This window comes from Pirellulales bacterium (assembly GCA_036490175.1).
In the GTDB taxonomy this organism is placed as follows: Bacteria; Planctomycetota; Planctomycetia; order Pirellulales; family JACPPG01; genus JACPPG01.
On sequence record DASXEJ010000381.1, the window covers coordinates 49,282 to 65,780 of the forward strand.

At 61.8% G+C, this 16,499-nt stretch carries 14 protein-coding genes; 4 read left to right on the forward strand and 10 right to left on the reverse strand.

The genetic code is table 11. The features are described from left to right. Positions 1–58: 58 nt before the first annotated feature. The 5 genes from VGG64_29160 to VGG64_29180 form a co-directional block, all read right to left on the reverse strand. The gene (locus VGG64_29160) at positions 59–1,102 is read right to left on the reverse strand and encodes an alpha/beta fold hydrolase (protein HEY1603707.1); all 1,044 of its coding nucleotides are present in this window, start codon (positions 1,100–1,102) and stop codon (positions 59–61) included. Positions 1,103–1,178: 76 nt separating this feature from the next. Then, positions 1,179–2,321: an HlyD family efflux transporter periplasmic adaptor subunit gene (locus VGG64_29165; GenBank protein ID HEY1603708.1), complete on the reverse strand. Its 1,143-nt coding sequence runs from the start codon at positions 2,319–2,321 to the stop codon at positions 1,179–1,181. After that, positions 2,321–3,049, reverse strand: a complete 729-nt coding sequence (locus tag VGG64_29170; GenBank protein ID HEY1603709.1) for an ABC transporter ATP-binding protein — start codon at positions 3,047–3,049, stop codon at positions 2,321–2,323. Before VGG64_29170 ends, VGG64_29165 begins: the two co-directional genes overlap by 1 nt. A gap of 193 nt (positions 3,050–3,242) precedes the next feature. Next, positions 3,243–4,382, reverse strand: a complete 1,140-nt coding sequence (locus tag VGG64_29175) for an ABC transporter permease (GenBank protein HEY1603710.1) — start codon at positions 4,380–4,382, stop codon at positions 3,243–3,245. Between the two features lie 3 nt (positions 4,383–4,385). Further along, positions 4,386–5,024, reverse strand: coding sequence for a CerR family C-terminal domain-containing protein (locus VGG64_29180; GenBank protein ID HEY1603711.1), 639 nt, complete (start codon positions 5,022–5,024; stop codon positions 4,386–4,388). 312 nt (positions 5,025–5,336) lie between these two features. Here VGG64_29180 and VGG64_29185 point away from each other — a divergent pair, with 312 nt between their 5' ends. After that, positions 5,337–6,452 (forward strand): DSD1 family PLP-dependent enzyme, encoded by a 1,116-nt coding sequence (locus VGG64_29185; protein ID HEY1603712.1) that lies wholly within the window; start codon positions 5,337–5,339, stop codon positions 6,450–6,452. 260 nt (positions 6,453–6,712) lie between these two features. Continuing rightward, complete coding sequence (locus VGG64_29190) at positions 6,713–7,177, forward strand: YbaK/EbsC family protein (GenBank protein ID HEY1603713.1); 465 nt, start codon at positions 6,713–6,715, stop codon at positions 7,175–7,177. Between the two features lie 106 nt (positions 7,178–7,283). Here VGG64_29190 and VGG64_29195 read toward each other — a convergent pair whose 3' ends face one another. The 4 genes from VGG64_29195 to VGG64_29210 form a co-directional block, all read right to left on the reverse strand. Beyond that, complete coding sequence (locus VGG64_29195) at positions 7,284–8,339, reverse strand: hypothetical protein (protein HEY1603714.1); 1,056 nt, start codon at positions 8,337–8,339, stop codon at positions 7,284–7,286. Positions 8,340–8,826: 487 nt separating this feature from the next. Next, positions 8,827–9,486: a hypothetical protein gene (locus VGG64_29200; protein ID HEY1603715.1), complete on the reverse strand. Its 660-nt coding sequence runs from the start codon at positions 9,484–9,486 to the stop codon at positions 8,827–8,829. Next, the gene (locus tag VGG64_29205) at positions 9,483–9,884 is read right to left on the reverse strand and encodes a hypothetical protein (GenBank protein HEY1603716.1); all 402 of its coding nucleotides are present in this window, start codon (positions 9,882–9,884) and stop codon (positions 9,483–9,485) included. The genes VGG64_29200 and VGG64_29205 overlap by 4 nt, the downstream gene beginning before the upstream one ends. Beyond that, positions 9,881–11,176, reverse strand: a complete 1,296-nt coding sequence (locus VGG64_29210) for a DUF3592 domain-containing protein (GenBank protein HEY1603717.1) — start codon at positions 11,174–11,176, stop codon at positions 9,881–9,883. The genes VGG64_29205 and VGG64_29210 overlap by 4 nt, the downstream gene beginning before the upstream one ends. A 176-nt stretch (positions 11,177–11,352) precedes the next feature. Here VGG64_29210 and VGG64_29215 point away from each other — a divergent pair, with 176 nt between their 5' ends. Beyond that, positions 11,353–12,870, forward strand: coding sequence for a PQQ-binding-like beta-propeller repeat protein (locus VGG64_29215; GenBank protein ID HEY1603718.1), 1,518 nt, complete (start codon positions 11,353–11,355; stop codon positions 12,868–12,870). Between the two features lie 97 nt (positions 12,871–12,967). Here VGG64_29215 and VGG64_29220 read toward each other — a convergent pair whose 3' ends face one another. Next, positions 12,968–13,240 carry a DNA-directed RNA polymerase subunit alpha C-terminal domain-containing protein gene (locus VGG64_29220; protein ID HEY1603719.1) on the reverse strand — a complete coding sequence of 91 codons (273 nt, stop codon included), beginning with the start codon at positions 13,238–13,240 and terminating at the stop codon, positions 12,968–12,970. A 712-nt stretch (positions 13,241–13,952) separates the two neighbouring features. Here VGG64_29220 and VGG64_29225 point away from each other — a divergent pair. Further along, the gene (locus VGG64_29225; protein HEY1603720.1) at positions 13,953–16,406 is read left to right on the forward strand and encodes a UvrD-helicase domain-containing protein; all 2,454 of its coding nucleotides are present in this window, start codon (positions 13,953–13,955) and stop codon (positions 16,404–16,406) included. Positions 16,407–16,499: the final 93 nt, after the last annotated feature.

The window sequence follows — 16,499 nt, forward strand, 5'->3', positions numbered from 1 at the left end:
CCGAAGGCCATATGACCCCGCGCCGGAAAGTTTCTCGCAAGCGACCGCACGAGGCGTGTTATTTATTGAGCCTGGCGGTGATCCACTCGCGCAACTCTAGGAGCACGGCCGGTGAGATCTCTCCGGCAAAGCCTGGTTCGGTGTTGTCCTTGACTGGTTTCAGATTGTGGCTCGCCCCGGCGACGACAAGAAGTTTATGGTCGTCTGCGGCGCGCGAGGCCAGGCCCACATCAACGGGCTTGGCGTCGCGCTCGGGCGAAACCTGTACATCCTGCTCGCCAGCGATGACCAGCACCGGGCCCTTGATCCGGGCGGCCAGTTTGCTGGGATCGGTCGCGAAATTGCTTTGCAGAAATTTGCCGATGTAGGCCGGATAAAGCGCCTGCAGCCCCGCGGGCACATCGCTTGGTACTTTTCCGGTGTCCTTGATCGCTTGGACCACACGGGCATTCTCGTCAAGAAAATACTTTGTCTGCTCGGGCGTGGCCTTTTGTTTAACCAGCAACCGTACGAGCTGATCGTGAATCACCGCGTCGAGCGATCGGCCCGGTGTACTCAACAGAACGAGTACGGCAGGCCTTGCAGGAGTGGCGGCCAGCTTTTCGCCCACGGCTAGCGCCAGCACGCCCCCCTCGCTATGGCCGAGGATGCCGACACGATCGGCAGCGATTTCCGGCTGCCGCCGGACGAACTCGTAGGCCGCGGCGACATCGTCGACAAAGTTTTCCCACGAGAAGAACTCTCCATACTGCGCGCGGTCTTTGGGCAACTCGCCGACGTTTGCGTGCATGCCTCGCTTGTCGTACCGCAAGGATGCGATACCGTGTTTTGCCAGATCCACGGCAATATCTTTCAGCAGATCGGTGACCAACGTCGGTGCTTGATTGCCGTCGCGGTCTGTCGGGCCGCTGCCGGGGACTAGTACCACGGCCGGGAACTTTGTACCCGGTTTACCTTCCGGTAACAGAAGTGTGCCAGCCAAGCTCGTCCCGCCGGCGCCAGGAAAGGTGACGGTCCGATCGACGGGCTGCGCCGGCACAGTAGTGGCACAGGTTAAAAATGTGCCAATCAGAATCGCGACAGTTTTTACCAGGCTCGACATCTGTTCCCGCCCTCGGTGTCGAAATCGCCCTGACAGTCTAACCGTGCGAACCGTGCATGGACAACGGCCGGTCGTCCTAGCGCGACGTGGCGCTCGGATTGCTTGTCGGGAGCGACGGCGTGGAGAGCCTTCGTCCAGAGGCCAGGCTGTTTGTCCGGACGGTTTCTGTCGCTTCGCCGGCGGCGTTCAGGAATGCGTCGACTTGCTGGCCCACGTACATGTTGTCGGCCCCGGGCGCCAGGGCGTAGATTACTTGCAATACGCGCGTGTCGACACGCTCGACGCTGTTCCCGATGAGCGAAACCTTAGGCTGAACATAGGGCTCGACGCGCACGAACGACAAGGCGATCTTCTGGCTGGCATTGCCGCGGACGCATGCTTCGCCGGGAATGCCAGGGCGAAAGCGGGCGATATCTTGCTCGTCGATATCGATCCGTACGTGCATTTGCGATAGATCGCCCAGCACCACCAGCGGCTGCCCTGGCGGCGTGCCTACGTACTCGCCTGGGCGCACGTCGACTTTCAGCACGTGACCGTCGACCGGCGCCCGGATGTGCAGCCTGTCGAGCTCGGTGCGATATTGCTCGACCAGCGTGCGCTGTCGCGCGACGTCGACGCGGGCCAATGCCTTATCGTGTGTCCAGCTACCGGCCTTGAGCAGCTGATCTTCGGCCTTGGCCTGCAGCATCGCTTCGATCGAGCTGGTCAGCGACTGGCGCCGCTGAATGACTTCTTCCTCGGGCACCGCGCGGTGGGCCAGCAATTTCTCGCGACGTTCGAGCAAGTCGCGCTGGGCCACGACGTCGGCCTCGGCCCGCCGCACTTTTGCCTCACTGGGCGGAATCTCTTCCGGTCGCGGCATTTCTTCCAGGCGATCGAGCGTTGCCTGCGCGGCGGCCAGCTGCGCCTCGCGCACGTGCAATTCTGCAAGGATCTGTCGATCGTCGAGGCGGAACAGCGCGTCGCCCGCCTTGACCTGATCCCCCACGTCGACCAGCACTTCGACGACGACACCCGGTTCGGGCGAGCCGACCTTGATGTTCTCGGTCCGCGCTTCGACAAGGCCAGCAGCTGCGATCACATCTGCATACGGAGAGCGCGCCGGCTCGGCCAGGGGACCATGCTCTGGCGGCGCCTGGTGCGTGCGCACCAGGTGATAACTCATGAACGCGATGCAACCGACCGCAATGCCTGGCAAAAGCAATTTACCGAAGGACATCAGGCTTCTCCCGCCGGCGTGCCGGCAGTTTGCGTGGCGACGTGTTCGACCCGCCCGTCGGCCATGGAAATGATCCGGTCACCGTAAGAGAAAATGCGGCTGTCGTGCGTCACGACGATCACCGCGCGATCCTTTTGAACCACCACGCGGCGGACGAGTTCGAGCACCGTCTGGCCCGACTTGGCGTCGAGCGCCGCGGTGGGTTCGTCGCACACGAGCAGACGCGGTTCGTGTACTAGCGCGCGGGCAATGGCCACGCGCTGCTGCTGGCCGCCGGAGAGCTGGCGGGGCAGGGCGTCTGCCCGAGCGCCCAGGTCTACCGCGTCGAGCAGTAGCCGAGCGCGGTGGAGGGCATTGCGCCGGGGTACACGGCCGATCAACAGGGGCACTGCGACGTTCTCAACCGCCGAGAGTGCCGGGAGCAGGTTGTATTGCTGAAAGACAAATCCAATGTTCGTGGCCCGAAATTGCACCAATTGCCGCGGCGATAATCGCGATTGCACGGCGCCGAACACGTCGACCTCGCCCCCGGTGGGCCGCAGCAAACCGGCGATGATCGAGATCAGCGTCGTCTTGCCGCAACCGCTGGGGCCGACGAGCAATGTCAGCTCGCCAGCATGAACCGTGAGATCGACGTCCACGAGTGCGCGGACCCGCGTATCGCCGGTGCCAAAATCTTTTCCCAGGCTGCGGCAAGCGACAGCGATAGCGCTGTGGGCCGTGACCATTATGCGACCCTCGGATCTGTTGCCGCGGCCCTTGCGCCCGATAACTCACGATAAGGTGGTGGACCCGCGTGGGATGCCTGGGGTCGGTCGGCAAGCCGTTCCCCGCAATCAAATTGCGGGAGACCCTCCGTCCACTGCGTCCAGTGGGATGCGCGACCCCAGACATCGGCACGGGAAAGACGCGTTGATTCATTCATGTGCGGAAGACCTCGGCAGGCTCCAGCACCAGCACTTTGCGCGCACTAACGAGACTGGCTAGCACGACGATCAGGCTCACGGCGCCGGCCGATAGTGCCACGACTTGCCACGGCAGATAAAATCCTGCCAGGTGTGCGAGGTTCTTTGTTCCTTCGAAAAACAGAGCTGTGAGCCCCACGCCGATTCCAAACCCAATGCAACCCACGATAGAAGCTTGCAGCAGCACCATCAGGATCAAGCGGCCATTGGTCAGCCCCATGGCCTTTAGCGCGCCGAATTGCCGCAGGTTTTCCAAGGTGAAGAGATAAAACGTCTGGCCGGCGATGGCCGTGCCGACAATGAATCCCAACCCGATCGTGATGCCGAAATTCACCGGAATGCCGGTCGAGCGGAGATAGTAACCGACCGTGCGCCACACGAAATCCAATCGAGACAACGCCAGCAAGCCCGTCTGGGCCTGGATGCGGCGGCAGGTTTCCGGCACGCTCGTCAGCTCGTCGGGCTGCGCGAGCACGAACGACATGCGATTGCGCTCGCGGGCTACAAATTCCATAGCCTGCGTGTAACGGCAATACATGATCGGAAATGTTTGAAACGGCGGAGACGCTTTGCAGATGCCGACAATGATCGCGCGCTGGTCGTTCATCTCTAACGTATTGCCCAACGTCAAGGGCTGGCCGGGCCAGAGATACTCGAAGCCTGCCTTGTCCACGATCACTGCGTCGGGATGGCGCAACTCGCTGAGGGAACCCAAGAGCATCTCGGTGGGTGCGCCGACCAACGTGTCGTCATCCAATCCCAAAAGCGATACCTGGCGAAAACTGCCGTCGGCCACCCGCGCCCGAGCCAACCCTTTATAGAATCGCACGGCCCACGAAACGCCGGGCACACCACGCACGCGAAAGACGTCGTTCTCGCCCAGCGGCTTGATCTCGTCGGAATTCTGTACTTCGGGTCGCATGACCCAAATGGCCGCTTCGCGGATGTCGCTGATCTGGCTGGCCGTGCGGCTCATCAAGCCGACAAAGATCGCCGTCTGCTGCGAGATCAGCAGCGTGCCGAAGGCCACGCCAAAGATCGTGCCCAGGTATTTGGCACGATCTCCGGTGAGCATTCTCCAGGCGACCCAGTTCATCGGTTACCCTTTGCTGGCCGAAGGCGTGGTGGTCTGGGCATAGCCCAAGGCCGTCAGCGAGAACGTGGCGATGTGGTCAGCCAGCCGATCGACGGAAAGCTGCCGGTATTCGTCGACGCCGATCAACAGCTCGGCAATCGGACGATGCACGTAATAGAAAAGGCATTGCCCCACGATGCTGAAGCCCGTCACATAGGCCTGGCTGCGTGGCGTGCCCGCAGGCAACAAGTCGGCCAGGATTTTCTCCAACTCTTCGGCCATGGGTCGAATGTAGTCGTCGACCACTTCAGCGCAGGCCGCGGTGGGGCTGGCCAATTCACGCAACATCAACCCCAAATGCCAGGCTGGCCGCTCGGCGTACAGCATGCGGCTGAGCATCGTATGTACAAATGCTCGCAGGCGCTCGGTAGCCAGCATCGCGGGGTCCCACTCGGGCATGGGGACTTGCCCAACGCAGATGCATTGCGCCTGCCGCACGGCGTCGATATACAACCGCTGCTTGTCACCGAAGTAGTAGTTGACGCTGGCGACATTCGCTTCGGCACGGTCACAGATTTCGCGCACCGTGGCCAGCTCGAATCCCTTGTCGCAAAAGATCTGTCCTGCCGCTTCCAGCAGGCGATTTTTAGTGTCGTCGGTCATAGTTTCCGCCTCCGCCAGGGGCGTGGTAAGAGAGTGTCAAAACAGCCGATTAAAACATTTGTTTCAAACGATTATATTAAACACTCATTTCATGGGCAAGACCAGCCGCCGGGTTTTCCGTGAATCGCGATAAGTGACGGAGCCTAAATGCCATGCGACGCTAGCAGTCACGAGCAAAGCAAAGTTTCTTTGCACAATGTCTCTCGGTTTTCTAAGATTAGAAAACCCGCAGACGCCTTCCTCCGTTGCCTGCCGTTTGAACTAGCAGCTTGCCGGTTTGTTTGGCGAGCGCTTTGCTACGAGGGCCAGACCGTGAGCTCCACTTTGCCAGCGCCGGAATTGATCGAGTCGACCAAGGATGCGCTTGATACGCCGGCGCTGTGCCTGGACCTGGCGGCCATGGATGCCAACATCCGCGCCATCGTCGACGCTTGCCGCGCGCACAACGTCGCCTGGCGACCGCACGCCAAGGGGCACAAGGTGCCGGCCATTGCACAGCGCGAAATCGCCGCCGGCGCGATCGGGATCACATGCGCCAAGCTCGGCGAGGCCGAGGTCATGGCCGCCGCCGGCATCGGCGAATTGTTGATCGCCAACATGATTGTGGGTCCCATGAAGTTGGCGCGGCTTGTCGAGCTGCGCCGCATCGCCGATCCAATTGTCTGCGTCGATCACATCGACCAGGTGGCCCCCATGGCCGAAGCGATGAGTCAGGCCGGCCTGACGTTGAGAACTATGATCGAGGTCGATATCGGCCTGCGGCGCGTGGGAGTGCTGCCGGGTAAAGGGGCGCTAGCGCTGGCCGGCCAGATTCTGGAGAGCCCTGGTCTCGAACTGGTCGGCATCATGGGATACGAAGGACATTTGTTGACCGTTGCCGACGCGCATGAAAAAGGGTCGGCCATACGCGCCGCGCTGGGCCAACTGACGGACACGGCCGAAGCGTTGCGCCGCGCGGGCTTGCCGTGCGATATCGTTTCCTGCGGCGGGACCGGATCTTATCCCTTTGCTATCCAGCAGCCGGGCATCACCGAGATCCAAGCCGGCGGGGCGATCTTTATGGACGCCTATTACCGCACGCGCTGCCGCATACCCGACTTGAAGTACGCGCTGACGCTACTGACGACGATCGTCAGTCGACCGGCGCCCGATCGGGCCATCGTCGACGCCGGCCGCAAGTCGATCAACATGGAGCTGGCGATGCCACTGGTAGCGGGCCGCGACGATATCCGCGTAAAAGGATTGTCGGCCGAACACGGCACGCTGGAACTGGGGCCCACGGCGCGCGATCTAAGGATCGGAGATCGGCTGGAACTCATCCCCGGCTACGCCGACCTGACTGTGGCACTGCACGACGAACTGTACGGTTTCCGCGACGAACGGCTGGAAGTGATCTGGCCGATCGAGGCCCGCGGGAAACTGCGGTAATTTGTCGCCTCGGCCAAATGGGGCTGCTCGCGTTGCCGGCAATCTGGCAATGGCGGTCGTGCCAAAGTGTCTTGGCGCTTGGCTTACGGCTCTGCAAGCCGCCGGAAATGCCGCTTTTCCCTGGAAATCCGTCACGGTTTAGCGTACGAGCTTATTTCCTGGAAATGTGCGCCGTTCCGACGCGACTGCCGCGGCTTTGCCCCGTAAGATAAAAGGAGGGGAGCTACGGTTCTCTTTCGCCAGGGAGGGGAGTAAGAGCCATGAATGTCCTCGAATTTCTTGACGAGCACCACAGCACCTATCAGGTGATCGACCACACGGCGGCCTACAGCGCGCTGCGGATGGCCGAGGCGGTACATGTCTCGGGAGACATGGTCGCCAAGAGCGTCGTGCTGAAGGCAGGGCACGGATTCTGCTATTTCTTGGTCGTCGTACCCGCCACTTCGCGCGTGGATCTGGAAAAGATTCGCGCCACGATGGGGCTAGACGAGATCGAACTGGCCAGCGAGCAGGAGGTCGCGGCGCAGTGCCGCGATTGTGAAGTAGGCGCCATGCCTCCCTTTGGATCGCAACTGGGCATGGAGACGATCATCGACGAGTCGCTATCATCGAGTGAAGAGATCGTCTTCGAAGGCAATAGCCACCAGCAGGCGATTCGCATGAAGTATCGCGACTACTACCAGCTCGAACATCCGTTGATCGTGCGGATCGCAACTCACATTTAAACCCGCTGCGCAAAAGAGAACGCCCGATTCGTTGCTGTGAGCGACGAACCGGGCGCTGTGGGTCTCCAGCGGATATTACTCTTCTGATCTTGTCAGTTGCGCGCGATTAGCGCGACGACGGGCGCCACGTGCCAATGTCTGTGCTGACCGGCTTGGCGTACACCGCGGGCACCACGCTGCCGGCGGGCGTTGTGGAAATCGGCCGGGCGGCGGTCCGCGCATCGGCTTCGGTGTCGCGGCGCGGGGCCGATGCCGGACCGGCTTGCGTTCGCGGTTGCTCGGGCTCGGGATTCAGTTTAACGTCCGGCGGCGACGGATTACTCGGGTTGAACGGTGGGGCATTGCCTCCCGAGGCCGGCGCGCTCGGCGACGTGCTGGGGGACGGATAGTTCGACGTGCCTTGGCTACCGGATCCGTAGATCGAGGTCCCGGCATTTGGCGCGCCAAACGTCGAGCTGCCCTGTGCCGGCGCGCTGAACGTCGAATTGCCTTGCGCCGGTGCACCGTAGGGGGACGTGCCTTGTGTCGGCGCGCTGTAGTTCGAACCGCTTTGCGTAGCCGGTCCGGGGTATGTCGGAATGTTCGAGCCGTAGTTAGCCGAATCTGCGCTCGGCGGATACAAAGACGGCGCCGGCGTGACGCCCGGCATCGCGGGTGGGGCGGGTGGGCCAGCCGCGGGTACGCCAGCACCACAGCAGGCCGGAGCAGGCGGGGGTGCAACCGGCATGGCCACGGGAGCCGGAGCCAGGTAGTTCGTCGTGTAGGCCGGGTAGGCGGCCGAATAGACCAGGCGGTACGAGCTGTAAGGCACGTACTGAGTCTGTTGCACCATCGTGGTCACCGGCCGCATCGTGGTCGTAGGGCCGCACAGACCGCAACGCGTCACCGGCTGGTAGGTAGTCACCGGCGAATTGACGACGACGGGGCGGAAATAGGTCTGCGGCACATAGTTGACCACAGCGGGCGCGGCGCATGGCGCGTAATAGCTGACCGCCGGCGGAGCAGGGGGCGGGACATAAACCGGTGCGGCGGGCGCAACCGGCGCAGCTGTTCCGCAGCCGCGGCACCAGTGAAAAATCGCTTTGCTCTCGGTCGGTCCGACCAACAGCGACCCCGCGAATGCGGAAGCCATGATCACGCTACGAAGATTCAACTGTGTCATATTGTTCTCCCCCGGCAGACTGAGGTTGACCGCATCTTTGGTTAGAGTTTCTCAATTCGTGAATGTCAAGTTTTCTGTAGTGTGATTGCACCACTTGGTAGTAGTTTACAGCTAGCAAAGCCTTGTCGATTACAGAATGTGTAAGGATCAGCTGCTAGCGTTGCGGTCGCGGGCAAGGATCACGCGTTTCTCTTGTACGCAACTCATGTGCCTGCTGGCACTCTTCACGCGGAACAAATTTTCTTCGATTAGTCACTCTTGCCGGTCGAGCGACGAGCACAGATTTCTCGGCGCGCACGTTCGCACGCTTTCCGATAGCGTAGGCCCCGGAGAAGCTGGCTCGTGAATATCTTAGGTTACGCGTGCGCACCAAATGCAAGAATCTGCAGGGCCGGCAAAGATTCGCTGCGGAAATCCACGGTGACAGTCGACAGCCGGTCGAAAGGCTTCCACCCGCTGGTTGCGCGAGAGCCCAGCGCTACGATCGCTACTCTTTGCGCGGTCGGCGCATCTCGTACAAGTCGTACAAATCGAAAAACGTTTCGCGCAAGTCGCCTGGATGCGCAGCGTACGCGTTGAGCAGATCATCACGGGTGACCAGGGTTTCGTCAGGGACCAGCAATTGGAACACGCGCGCAGCTATGGTGGCGTCGATCGCTGTATCCGCCAAAAGGGGAAGTCCGACGCTTTTGTGAGCCGTAACGATCAGCCCGTGCTCCTGGCGATGACACTGCCGGCGCAAGCGACACTTGTTCCAGGGCGCCAACTGCTCGTATCCGTCGACGATGACGATCGTGCGCCTTCCGGCCTTGGCCAAAGTCGCGCGATGCGCGGCCAGCGATCGTTCGCCGTCGTGCAGTGTGATCAGCAGCGGGTCACGGCCGGCGTCGCTTAGCAACGGAAGCAGCATGGCCAATAGCGTGGATTTGCCGCTACCGTGGGGACCAATGATTTGCCCGCGCCAACCGTCAGAGCGCAGCCGCTCGACGAGCATCGCAGCGTCGAGGCCGGCAGGAAACAGATATGCAAGCGCCCCGGGTCGAACGCGGCACGTGGAAAACGGATTCGACGCACTGCGGTCATTGTCGGCGGACCGGGGCGCGGCGACTTTGACGCCAAATTCGCGGTGACCTGCTGCATCGCTCATGGCAATACGGCCCGCGCCGCCGGAATGGTGCCAAGCCGGAACGGGCATTCTTCGACCAATTGCTTGCCGCGCGCCAGGAAGACGCGCAGACGAACACACCAGCGAATCTTGACAATCACCCCGTCGTAAGTGAGTGGCGAATTGGGAAGCACAGTGCTGAATTGCCGGGGGCCGAGAAAAGCGATCTGTCCGGTCTCGTCGACCGTGGCCCGCTCGAAGGAGTGGACCGCCATGTCCTCGTCCCCTTTGCCCTCGGTCGTCCACAGCACCGAGATTTCCAAGGCTTGCGATTCACCTCCGGGCGGGGCATGGACCTGGTATGTGCCGCTGAGCGTGTCACCCGGCTGGTAGGCCTCGCGCGGCTCGTTGAGTGTCACGGTGAGGATGGGTACGCTCATCGGCCATCCTCTCGGGCGATGCGCGGACGAATCACGACCGGAAAGCTGCGTTCGAAGTCGGGCCATTGCTCGGCGGCCCCTTTGACGACAAACTTCCAGCCAATTTGATTATGAGCTGCCTTGAACGAGTGCATGGCGTCGAGCGGGACAGTAAGCGTAGCGCGTGCTTCCGAGGAGACGCTGTCTCCCGCCGCGGTCTGTTCGCAGGTAGCGAGCAATTGCTCATAGACGCGACGTATGGCCTTGCGGGTGTTTGTGCCCTGGCGGTAGGTGGTCGTTTCTTCGCAGACCAGCTTCAAGTCGAGCCGTTTGATTGTCAGACGGCCTGCCTGCGCCATGTAAACTTCGTACTCTCCGCCCGGCACAAGCGGATTTGCCGAAATCTCGACCAGTGTGGGCCCGATACCCGTGGCGATACGCAATGCCCGTATCAGCAGCCACGCAAACACGACGCCGATCAGCACGCAGGGGATTACAAAGACGGTGAGCAGCCAATCCGGAGCACCTTCCTCGAAGCTGTGCATTACCATCCGCACAAAGATCGCCACGGTGCCGTTCCACAACAGGCAAACAAGCGCCGTGGCAACCAGGCTCCATCCCCCCGTGCCGGGCGGTAATCGATAGGCCAGGACCGTGCCGGGACTGTCGTTCAGATCCTGCGGATCGGGCACAAAGGGGTACGGATCCGCGGTTGCATTCTGCGGCGGCAAAAAGAAATCCAGCCCGGGCGCGTGCTGCGCGGATGCTGCGATGCGCTCGGTCGACTTACCCCAGGTCAAAATCGTATAGATCAACCCACCGCCGCCGACCGAGATGAAGGACCCGGGAATCAACAACATCAGCCAGGCGAACCAGGTATAACCGCGCGCGAAGACGACGTTTTCCGGCTGGTCGGGGTCGTACCAGCAATGGTACTCGTCGCCAATTTGGAATTGATCCAAAATCGTTTGCGCACGTTGGGCGTCGGCCTGGAATTCACCCCGGACGTCGTAATGGCTCCAGGCGGTGAGGTTCCGACCGTCGACCTCGTAGGCGACGTGAATCTCGGGGCGCGTCAAACGCGTGTTATTCATGAGCAGCCGCGTCTCGAGCACGCGGCCGGTGGTTTCCACAAAGTCGTGGTTGGCGCGCCACTCGGGAATCGACAGCTTTAAAACGACGAAGGCCAACGAGATAACGCCGGCGACGAAGAAGACGGCGGCGAACAACCCCAGAGCGGCGCGCCCGGCCGTGGTCGAGCCGGTGCGACGCTCGCCGCGCTTCTTGCCGAGTAGGAAGGTCCAACGCGCCAAATCTGGGACTCCACTTGCAAATTCTCGACACCGATCGCGGCATGTCCCGGCCGGGGTTGCGACGATCACCGTTATCAAGCTCTATGGGCCGACATACTATAATGGCCGGGCCAGAGTTCGGCAGACCATTTCGCCCGCCGATTATCTACGCGTGAAACGCATTAAGGATTGCCTGCTTGAACATAATCTATCGTTCATCGCTGCGCGGTGTCTGTCGAATATTGCCGCGCGGGTCGTGGCAACATTCCGTGTACGCCATCGACCCGGGAGCCGCCGCTAGGACCGTGCAGATCGAGCCGGACGTCAGCAAGCGGCGCCATAGCCGCCTGCGGTGCGTTAGCCATTGTATCGCCTGCGTCATCGCCTGTGGTCTGCTGGGAAGCATGATGGTCAAACCGGCCCTCGGGGCCGCGCCCGACGAAAAAGTCGGTCCGCAGCCTGCCGCGAGCGCTTGGCCTCAATGGCGTGGACCGATGGGGCGCGCCGTGCTGACGGATACCGCCTTGCCGGCGCCGTGGCCTGCGCAACCTCTGAGGGAAGTCTGGCACGCGCGGCTCGGCACTGGCTGGTCAAGTCCCGTAGTGGTTGACGGTCGTGTATTCATCACCGACCGGCAGGGAGCAGTCGAGCGCGTGCTGGCCTTCGATGCCGACAGTGGCCGTGAGCTATGGCAAAAGTCACACGCCGTGGACTTCGATCCGCACCCGGTAGGTCGGCGGCATGGCAACGGTCCGAAAGCGACACCGCTGGTGAGCAACGGCAAAGTTTACGCCGTGGGGATTGCGGGTCGACTCGATTGCCTGCGCGCCGCCGATGGCGAGATCGTGTGGCAGCTCGACTATCCCGCGCAATTCGGCGCGCGCCAGACTCTGCCTGGGGGGCGCGCCCGCGTTAATGGTACCGAGAATGTCATCGTGCCAGTCGGAAAGGGGCAGGGGGCGCCCGTGCCGCTGTTTGGCTACACGGGATCTCCGACCATCAGCGGCGAACTTTTGATCACGCCGGTCGGCGGTCAGAACGCCGGCACGATCGTAGCTTTTCAGCGGGATACGGGTCGCGTGGCCTGGAAGACACTCGACGAGAATGTCTCCTACTCGTCCCCGGTGGTTGCCGAGATTGGCGGTAAGACGCAAGTCGTGGCAATGACGGGACCGCGCGTAGTGGGTTTGGACGCTGCCGACGGCGCGCTGCTGTGGAGTCATCCGTTCCAGGTGCAATACGACGAGAGCATCAGCACGCCGGCGATTGCCGGCGATACGGTGCTGGTCACGGCCACCGGGCGGCCGCTGACCGCATTGCGTATCAGCCGCGACGGCAATAAATACAAAAAGCAGGTCGCTTGGACCAACGAGATATTGTCGAGCTATTTATCGAGCATGGTCACCAGCGGCGAGCACGTGTATGGCATGAACGACGGTGGCGAGTTCTCGTGCCTGCGCCTGAGCGACGGCAAGATCCTTTGGACCGGCGGCAACCACGGGTATTACTGCTCGCCGATTCTTGCCGGCCGGCGCTTGCTCGCGCTCAACGAACGAGGCAGCCTGGCCGTGCTGGCCGCCGATCCGGCCGGCTACCAGGAGCTTGGCGCGAGCCAACTGGCAACAGGCGAAACGTGGACCATGCCGGCCATTGTCGGTAGCCGCATCTATGTGCGCAGCGGCGACGGGCTTGCCTGCTTTGACCTGCAGCGCTGACAAAACCGCCGGGCTCTGAACGAGCGCGCAATTTCGAGACGGCCGCGCTCGGCCGATCCGTTCGTCCAGCACACGGCGCTTTGCCTTTCGCCGTTACCTACACGCCCACGGGCTGGGCTTTTGCGCGGCGTGCAAAGCCGATGCTGCCGAGGGCTTTGTAGACTTCGTCGAGCGTCTTCTCGCCAAAGTTCGAGATACTCAACAAGTCTTCGCGGGTACACTGCAGCAGGTCGTGAACGGTGAAGATGCCGCGCTCTTCCAGGCAGTTCGTGGTGCGGACCGAAAGTCCGATTTCGGCGGTGCTCATCTCGAGCCGCTCGGTCAGTTCCTTGGCCTTCTCGTCGATAGCGCTAAGTGGAATGCGCGTCATCTGGGGTTCCCTCCCTAATGCGAGTTGTGGAAATAATTCGCAGGGCTCGTGCTTGAGCCCATCGGCCTGTCCGATTGAGCAAGAGTATAGCGATGAGCCCCGATTTTCGCCTAGCGTCTGGCGCGATTTTTTTCGCGGACGCCGTCGTGCAGTGCTAGCGTCGCGTGCTGGCTGCCACGTCTGCCGCAGGATATGCGGCGCGCTGCGAGCCGTGAATCAGTGCGTCACGCGCGTTCGTTTGGCATGAACTACGACCGCAGGTGATTCAGCGTCATGTACAGGCGTGCGGTTCTCACGACAGGCGCGCGAATCGGTACGCGGCAATTGTCATGCTTTCTTGGCGATGCGCGTCTGGCGTCGGGCATTGTCGGTAAACGTGATAATTCCGCAGCAACGGGCGACTGATCGCCTCACCGCCACAGGAGGACTGAAAGGTCGATGGGTGCCTGGGGTCTGCGTATTCGCCGCCCCCAGATTTTCGCGACAAACTGGGGGCCCAGTTCGCTCGATCCCAGCCACCCAAACTCAAATTAGACTTCGCGATCGTCCTGCTCACTGTGTCGCCAGCACCACAAAACGGGGCAAATTGCCTATAATTCATTGCATACGCAATCGACCTCACTGAAAGACGCGCGCGGTGGCTTGAAGGGTTTAGCTGCGTCTGGGAAGTCCAGGCGATGCCCCTTCGGCGGTAATCCAGCAAGGAGCTACGTTGAAAGATCTGTTTCAGGGTTTGACGCCTGCGCAACGCGCCGCGGTCGAGCACGTCGATGGGCCGCTCTTGATCTTGGCCGGGCCCGGTAGCGGCAAAACGCGCGTCGTCACGCATCGGATCGCCAACCTGCTTCGGCAGGGCGTATCGGCCTCGCGCATTTTGGCGCTGACCTTTACGAACAAAGCAGCCGACGAGATGCGCGGACGCGTCGAGCGGCTCGCTCCGGGGCAGCCCGTCCGGTTGAGCACGTTTCACCGTTTTTGCGCGCGATTGTTGCGCGAGTTCGCGCCGTTGGTCGGACTGCGAGAGAACTACACGATCTATGACACGTCGGACAGCCTGCAGGCCCTGCGGCGCGTGATCGACGAGCTGAATATCGACGCCACGCACTACACGCCACAGCAGATCGCCACGGCGATCTCGGGCGCCAAGAATCGGCTCGTGTCCGCCGAGCAATATGCGGCGCGGCCGGGCAGTCCACTTGCCAGCATCGTGGCCCGCGTGTTTCCTGCCTATCAGGCCCGCTTGCTGGCGTCGAGCGCCGTCGATTTCGATGATTTATTGATCCATGCGGTCACGCTGCTGCACGAACACCCCGAGGTCCGATCCGAGCTCGATGCACGTTTTCAATACGTCATGGTCGACGAGTACCAGGACACAAATCTGGCGCAATACAAAATCGTCCGCGCGCTCTCGGCCGACTTTCCCAATCTGGCCGTGACCGGCGATCCGGACCAGTCGATTTACGGCTGGCGAGGTGCGAACCTGAGCAACATTCTCGAGTTCGAGAAAGATTACCCCGACGTAAAAGTCGTGCGGCTCGAACAAAACTATCGCAGCACGAAACGGATTCTCAGCGTCGCGGCACAGTTGATCACGCACAACGTGCGACGCAAGCCGAAGGACCTGTTCACCGATAACCAGGAAGGGGCGCCGGTGCGTTTCGTGCGCTATGCCACGCAGCGCAGCGAGGCCGAGACGATCGCGGCCCGGATCGCGGGCGAAATTCGCGCCGGCCGCCGCCGCCCGCGCGACTTTGCCATCTTCTACCGCGTCAACGCGCTATCGCGGGCCCTGGAATTCGCACTGCGCGAACAGGGCATTCCGTACCAGATCGTCAATGGGCTGGAGTTTTTTCAGAGGCGCGAAATCAAGGACGTGTTGGCCTACCTGTTGTTGCTCAACAATCCTCGCGACGACGTCGCCTTCTTGCGCGTGATCAATACACCCGTGCGCGGCATTGGTCGGACCACGATCGAGCGACTGGCCGAGCGGGCCAACCAGCGCGGCCTCACGCTGCTGGAAGCGGCCCGCGAAAGCGGGTTGATCCCCGAGTTGAAAAAGAAGGCCGTGGTGGTCGCGCGCTTCGTGGCCATGATCGATCGTTTGGTGGCCTTGGCGGGCGGATCCATCGAAGAGATCCTGGGACATGTGCTGACCGAGACCGGCTACCGAGAGCAATTGGCCACTTCGGAAAGCGAGGAGGATCAGGAGCGGCTGGCTAATATCGAAGAGCTGCTCACCGCCGCGCGACAATTCGACGAGCGTCATGCCGGCGACTCGCAATTGAGCGATTTTCTGGAAGAGGCCAGCCTGACGAGCGATACCGACGCCTGGGACGCCGATGTCGATCGCGTCACGTTGATGACGCTGCATGCTTCAAAGGGATTGGAGTTTCCCGTTGTGCACGTGGTGGCGCTCGAGGACGGCTTGATCCCGCACGAACGCAGCCGAAACGAGGCCGATGACCTGGAAGAAGAGCGGCGCTTGCTTTTCGTCGGCATCACACGCGCTCAGCAAGAGTTGCACCTCAGCCTGGCCCAGAGTCGCGAGTTTCGCGGGCAGCGGCGGATGACGATTCCCAGCAGCTTTCTCTTCGAACTGCCGCTCGATGAGTTGGACTCTTCGGCCGAGGCGTGGATGGACCCGCTGACAGACACCGGGGCCGTGCGCGCTCAGGATAGTCACGAGACGGATCATGACGAACACCCGGGAGACGACTCGTTCGACTTTGGTGCCCTGGCGGACCAAGGCCACATAGGGGAGGAGGCACCACCGGATGTCGCACCGCGACCGGTAGGTCCAGCATGGCACGGCAAATCGTTGCGCACAGCTGCTGAACTGCTCGGCGAAGCTGGACCCAACACGGCGATCGACCCGTCGACGCCGTCGTATCCTGACCGTGCCAGTGTCGCTGCCGTGGGCTCAACGGCCAGTGGATTGAACACGGCCGCCGAGCTGTTTAGCGAGTTGACACCGGCTCCGCGCGTCTCGCCCGATGATTTCTATCAGGGGATGCTCGTACGGCATCCCGAGTACGGTTTGGGCAAAATCGTCGCGCTATCAGGCGGCGGACCGCGCCGCACGGCCACCGTGGCATTTGCCTCGGGTGTAGGCCAAAAGAAATTCGTGGTCGGGCAGAGCACGCTACGGCCAGCAAAGGGTGCGTAGCGGATCGCGCTACCCCTGTGCCCGTATCGCGACGCTTAGTCCCGCGGCGCCTGGTACTTCACGCGACCAGCGACGAGCACGGTTTCGGCACGG

Excerpts from the sequence above, each read along its gene's own strand:
- VGG64_29160 (HEY1603707.1), bottom strand. The coding sequence starts at position 1,102 with ATGTCGAGCCTGGTAAAAACTGTCGCGATTCTGATTGGCACATTTTTA.
- VGG64_29165 (HEY1603708.1), bottom strand. The coding sequence starts at position 2,321 with ATGTCCTTCGGTAAATTGCTTTTGCCAGGCATTGCGGTCGGTTGCATC.
- VGG64_29170 (HEY1603709.1), bottom strand. The coding sequence starts at position 3,049 with ATGGTCACGGCCCACAGCGCTATCGCTGTCGCTTGCCGCAGCCTGGGA.
- VGG64_29175 (HEY1603710.1), bottom strand. The coding sequence starts at position 4,382 with ATGAACTGGGTCGCCTGGAGAATGCTCACCGGAGATCGTGCCAAATAC.
- VGG64_29180 (HEY1603711.1), bottom strand. The coding sequence starts at position 5,024 with ATGACCGACGACACTAAAAATCGCCTGCTGGAAGCGGCAGGACAGATC.
- VGG64_29190 (HEY1603713.1), top strand. The coding sequence starts at position 6,713 with ATGAATGTCCTCGAATTTCTTGACGAGCACCACAGCACCTATCAGGTG.
- VGG64_29195 (HEY1603714.1), bottom strand. The coding sequence starts at position 8,339 with ATGACACAGTTGAATCTTCGTAGCGTGATCATGGCTTCCGCATTCGCG.
- VGG64_29200 (HEY1603715.1), bottom strand. The coding sequence starts at position 9,486 with ATGAGCGATGCAGCAGGTCACCGCGAATTTGGCGTCAAAGTCGCCGCG.
- VGG64_29205 (HEY1603716.1), bottom strand. The coding sequence starts at position 9,884 with ATGAGCGTACCCATCCTCACCGTGACACTCAACGAGCCGCGCGAGGCC.
- VGG64_29220 (HEY1603719.1), bottom strand. The coding sequence starts at position 13,240 with ATGACGCGCATTCCACTTAGCGCTATCGACGAGAAGGCCAAGGAACTG.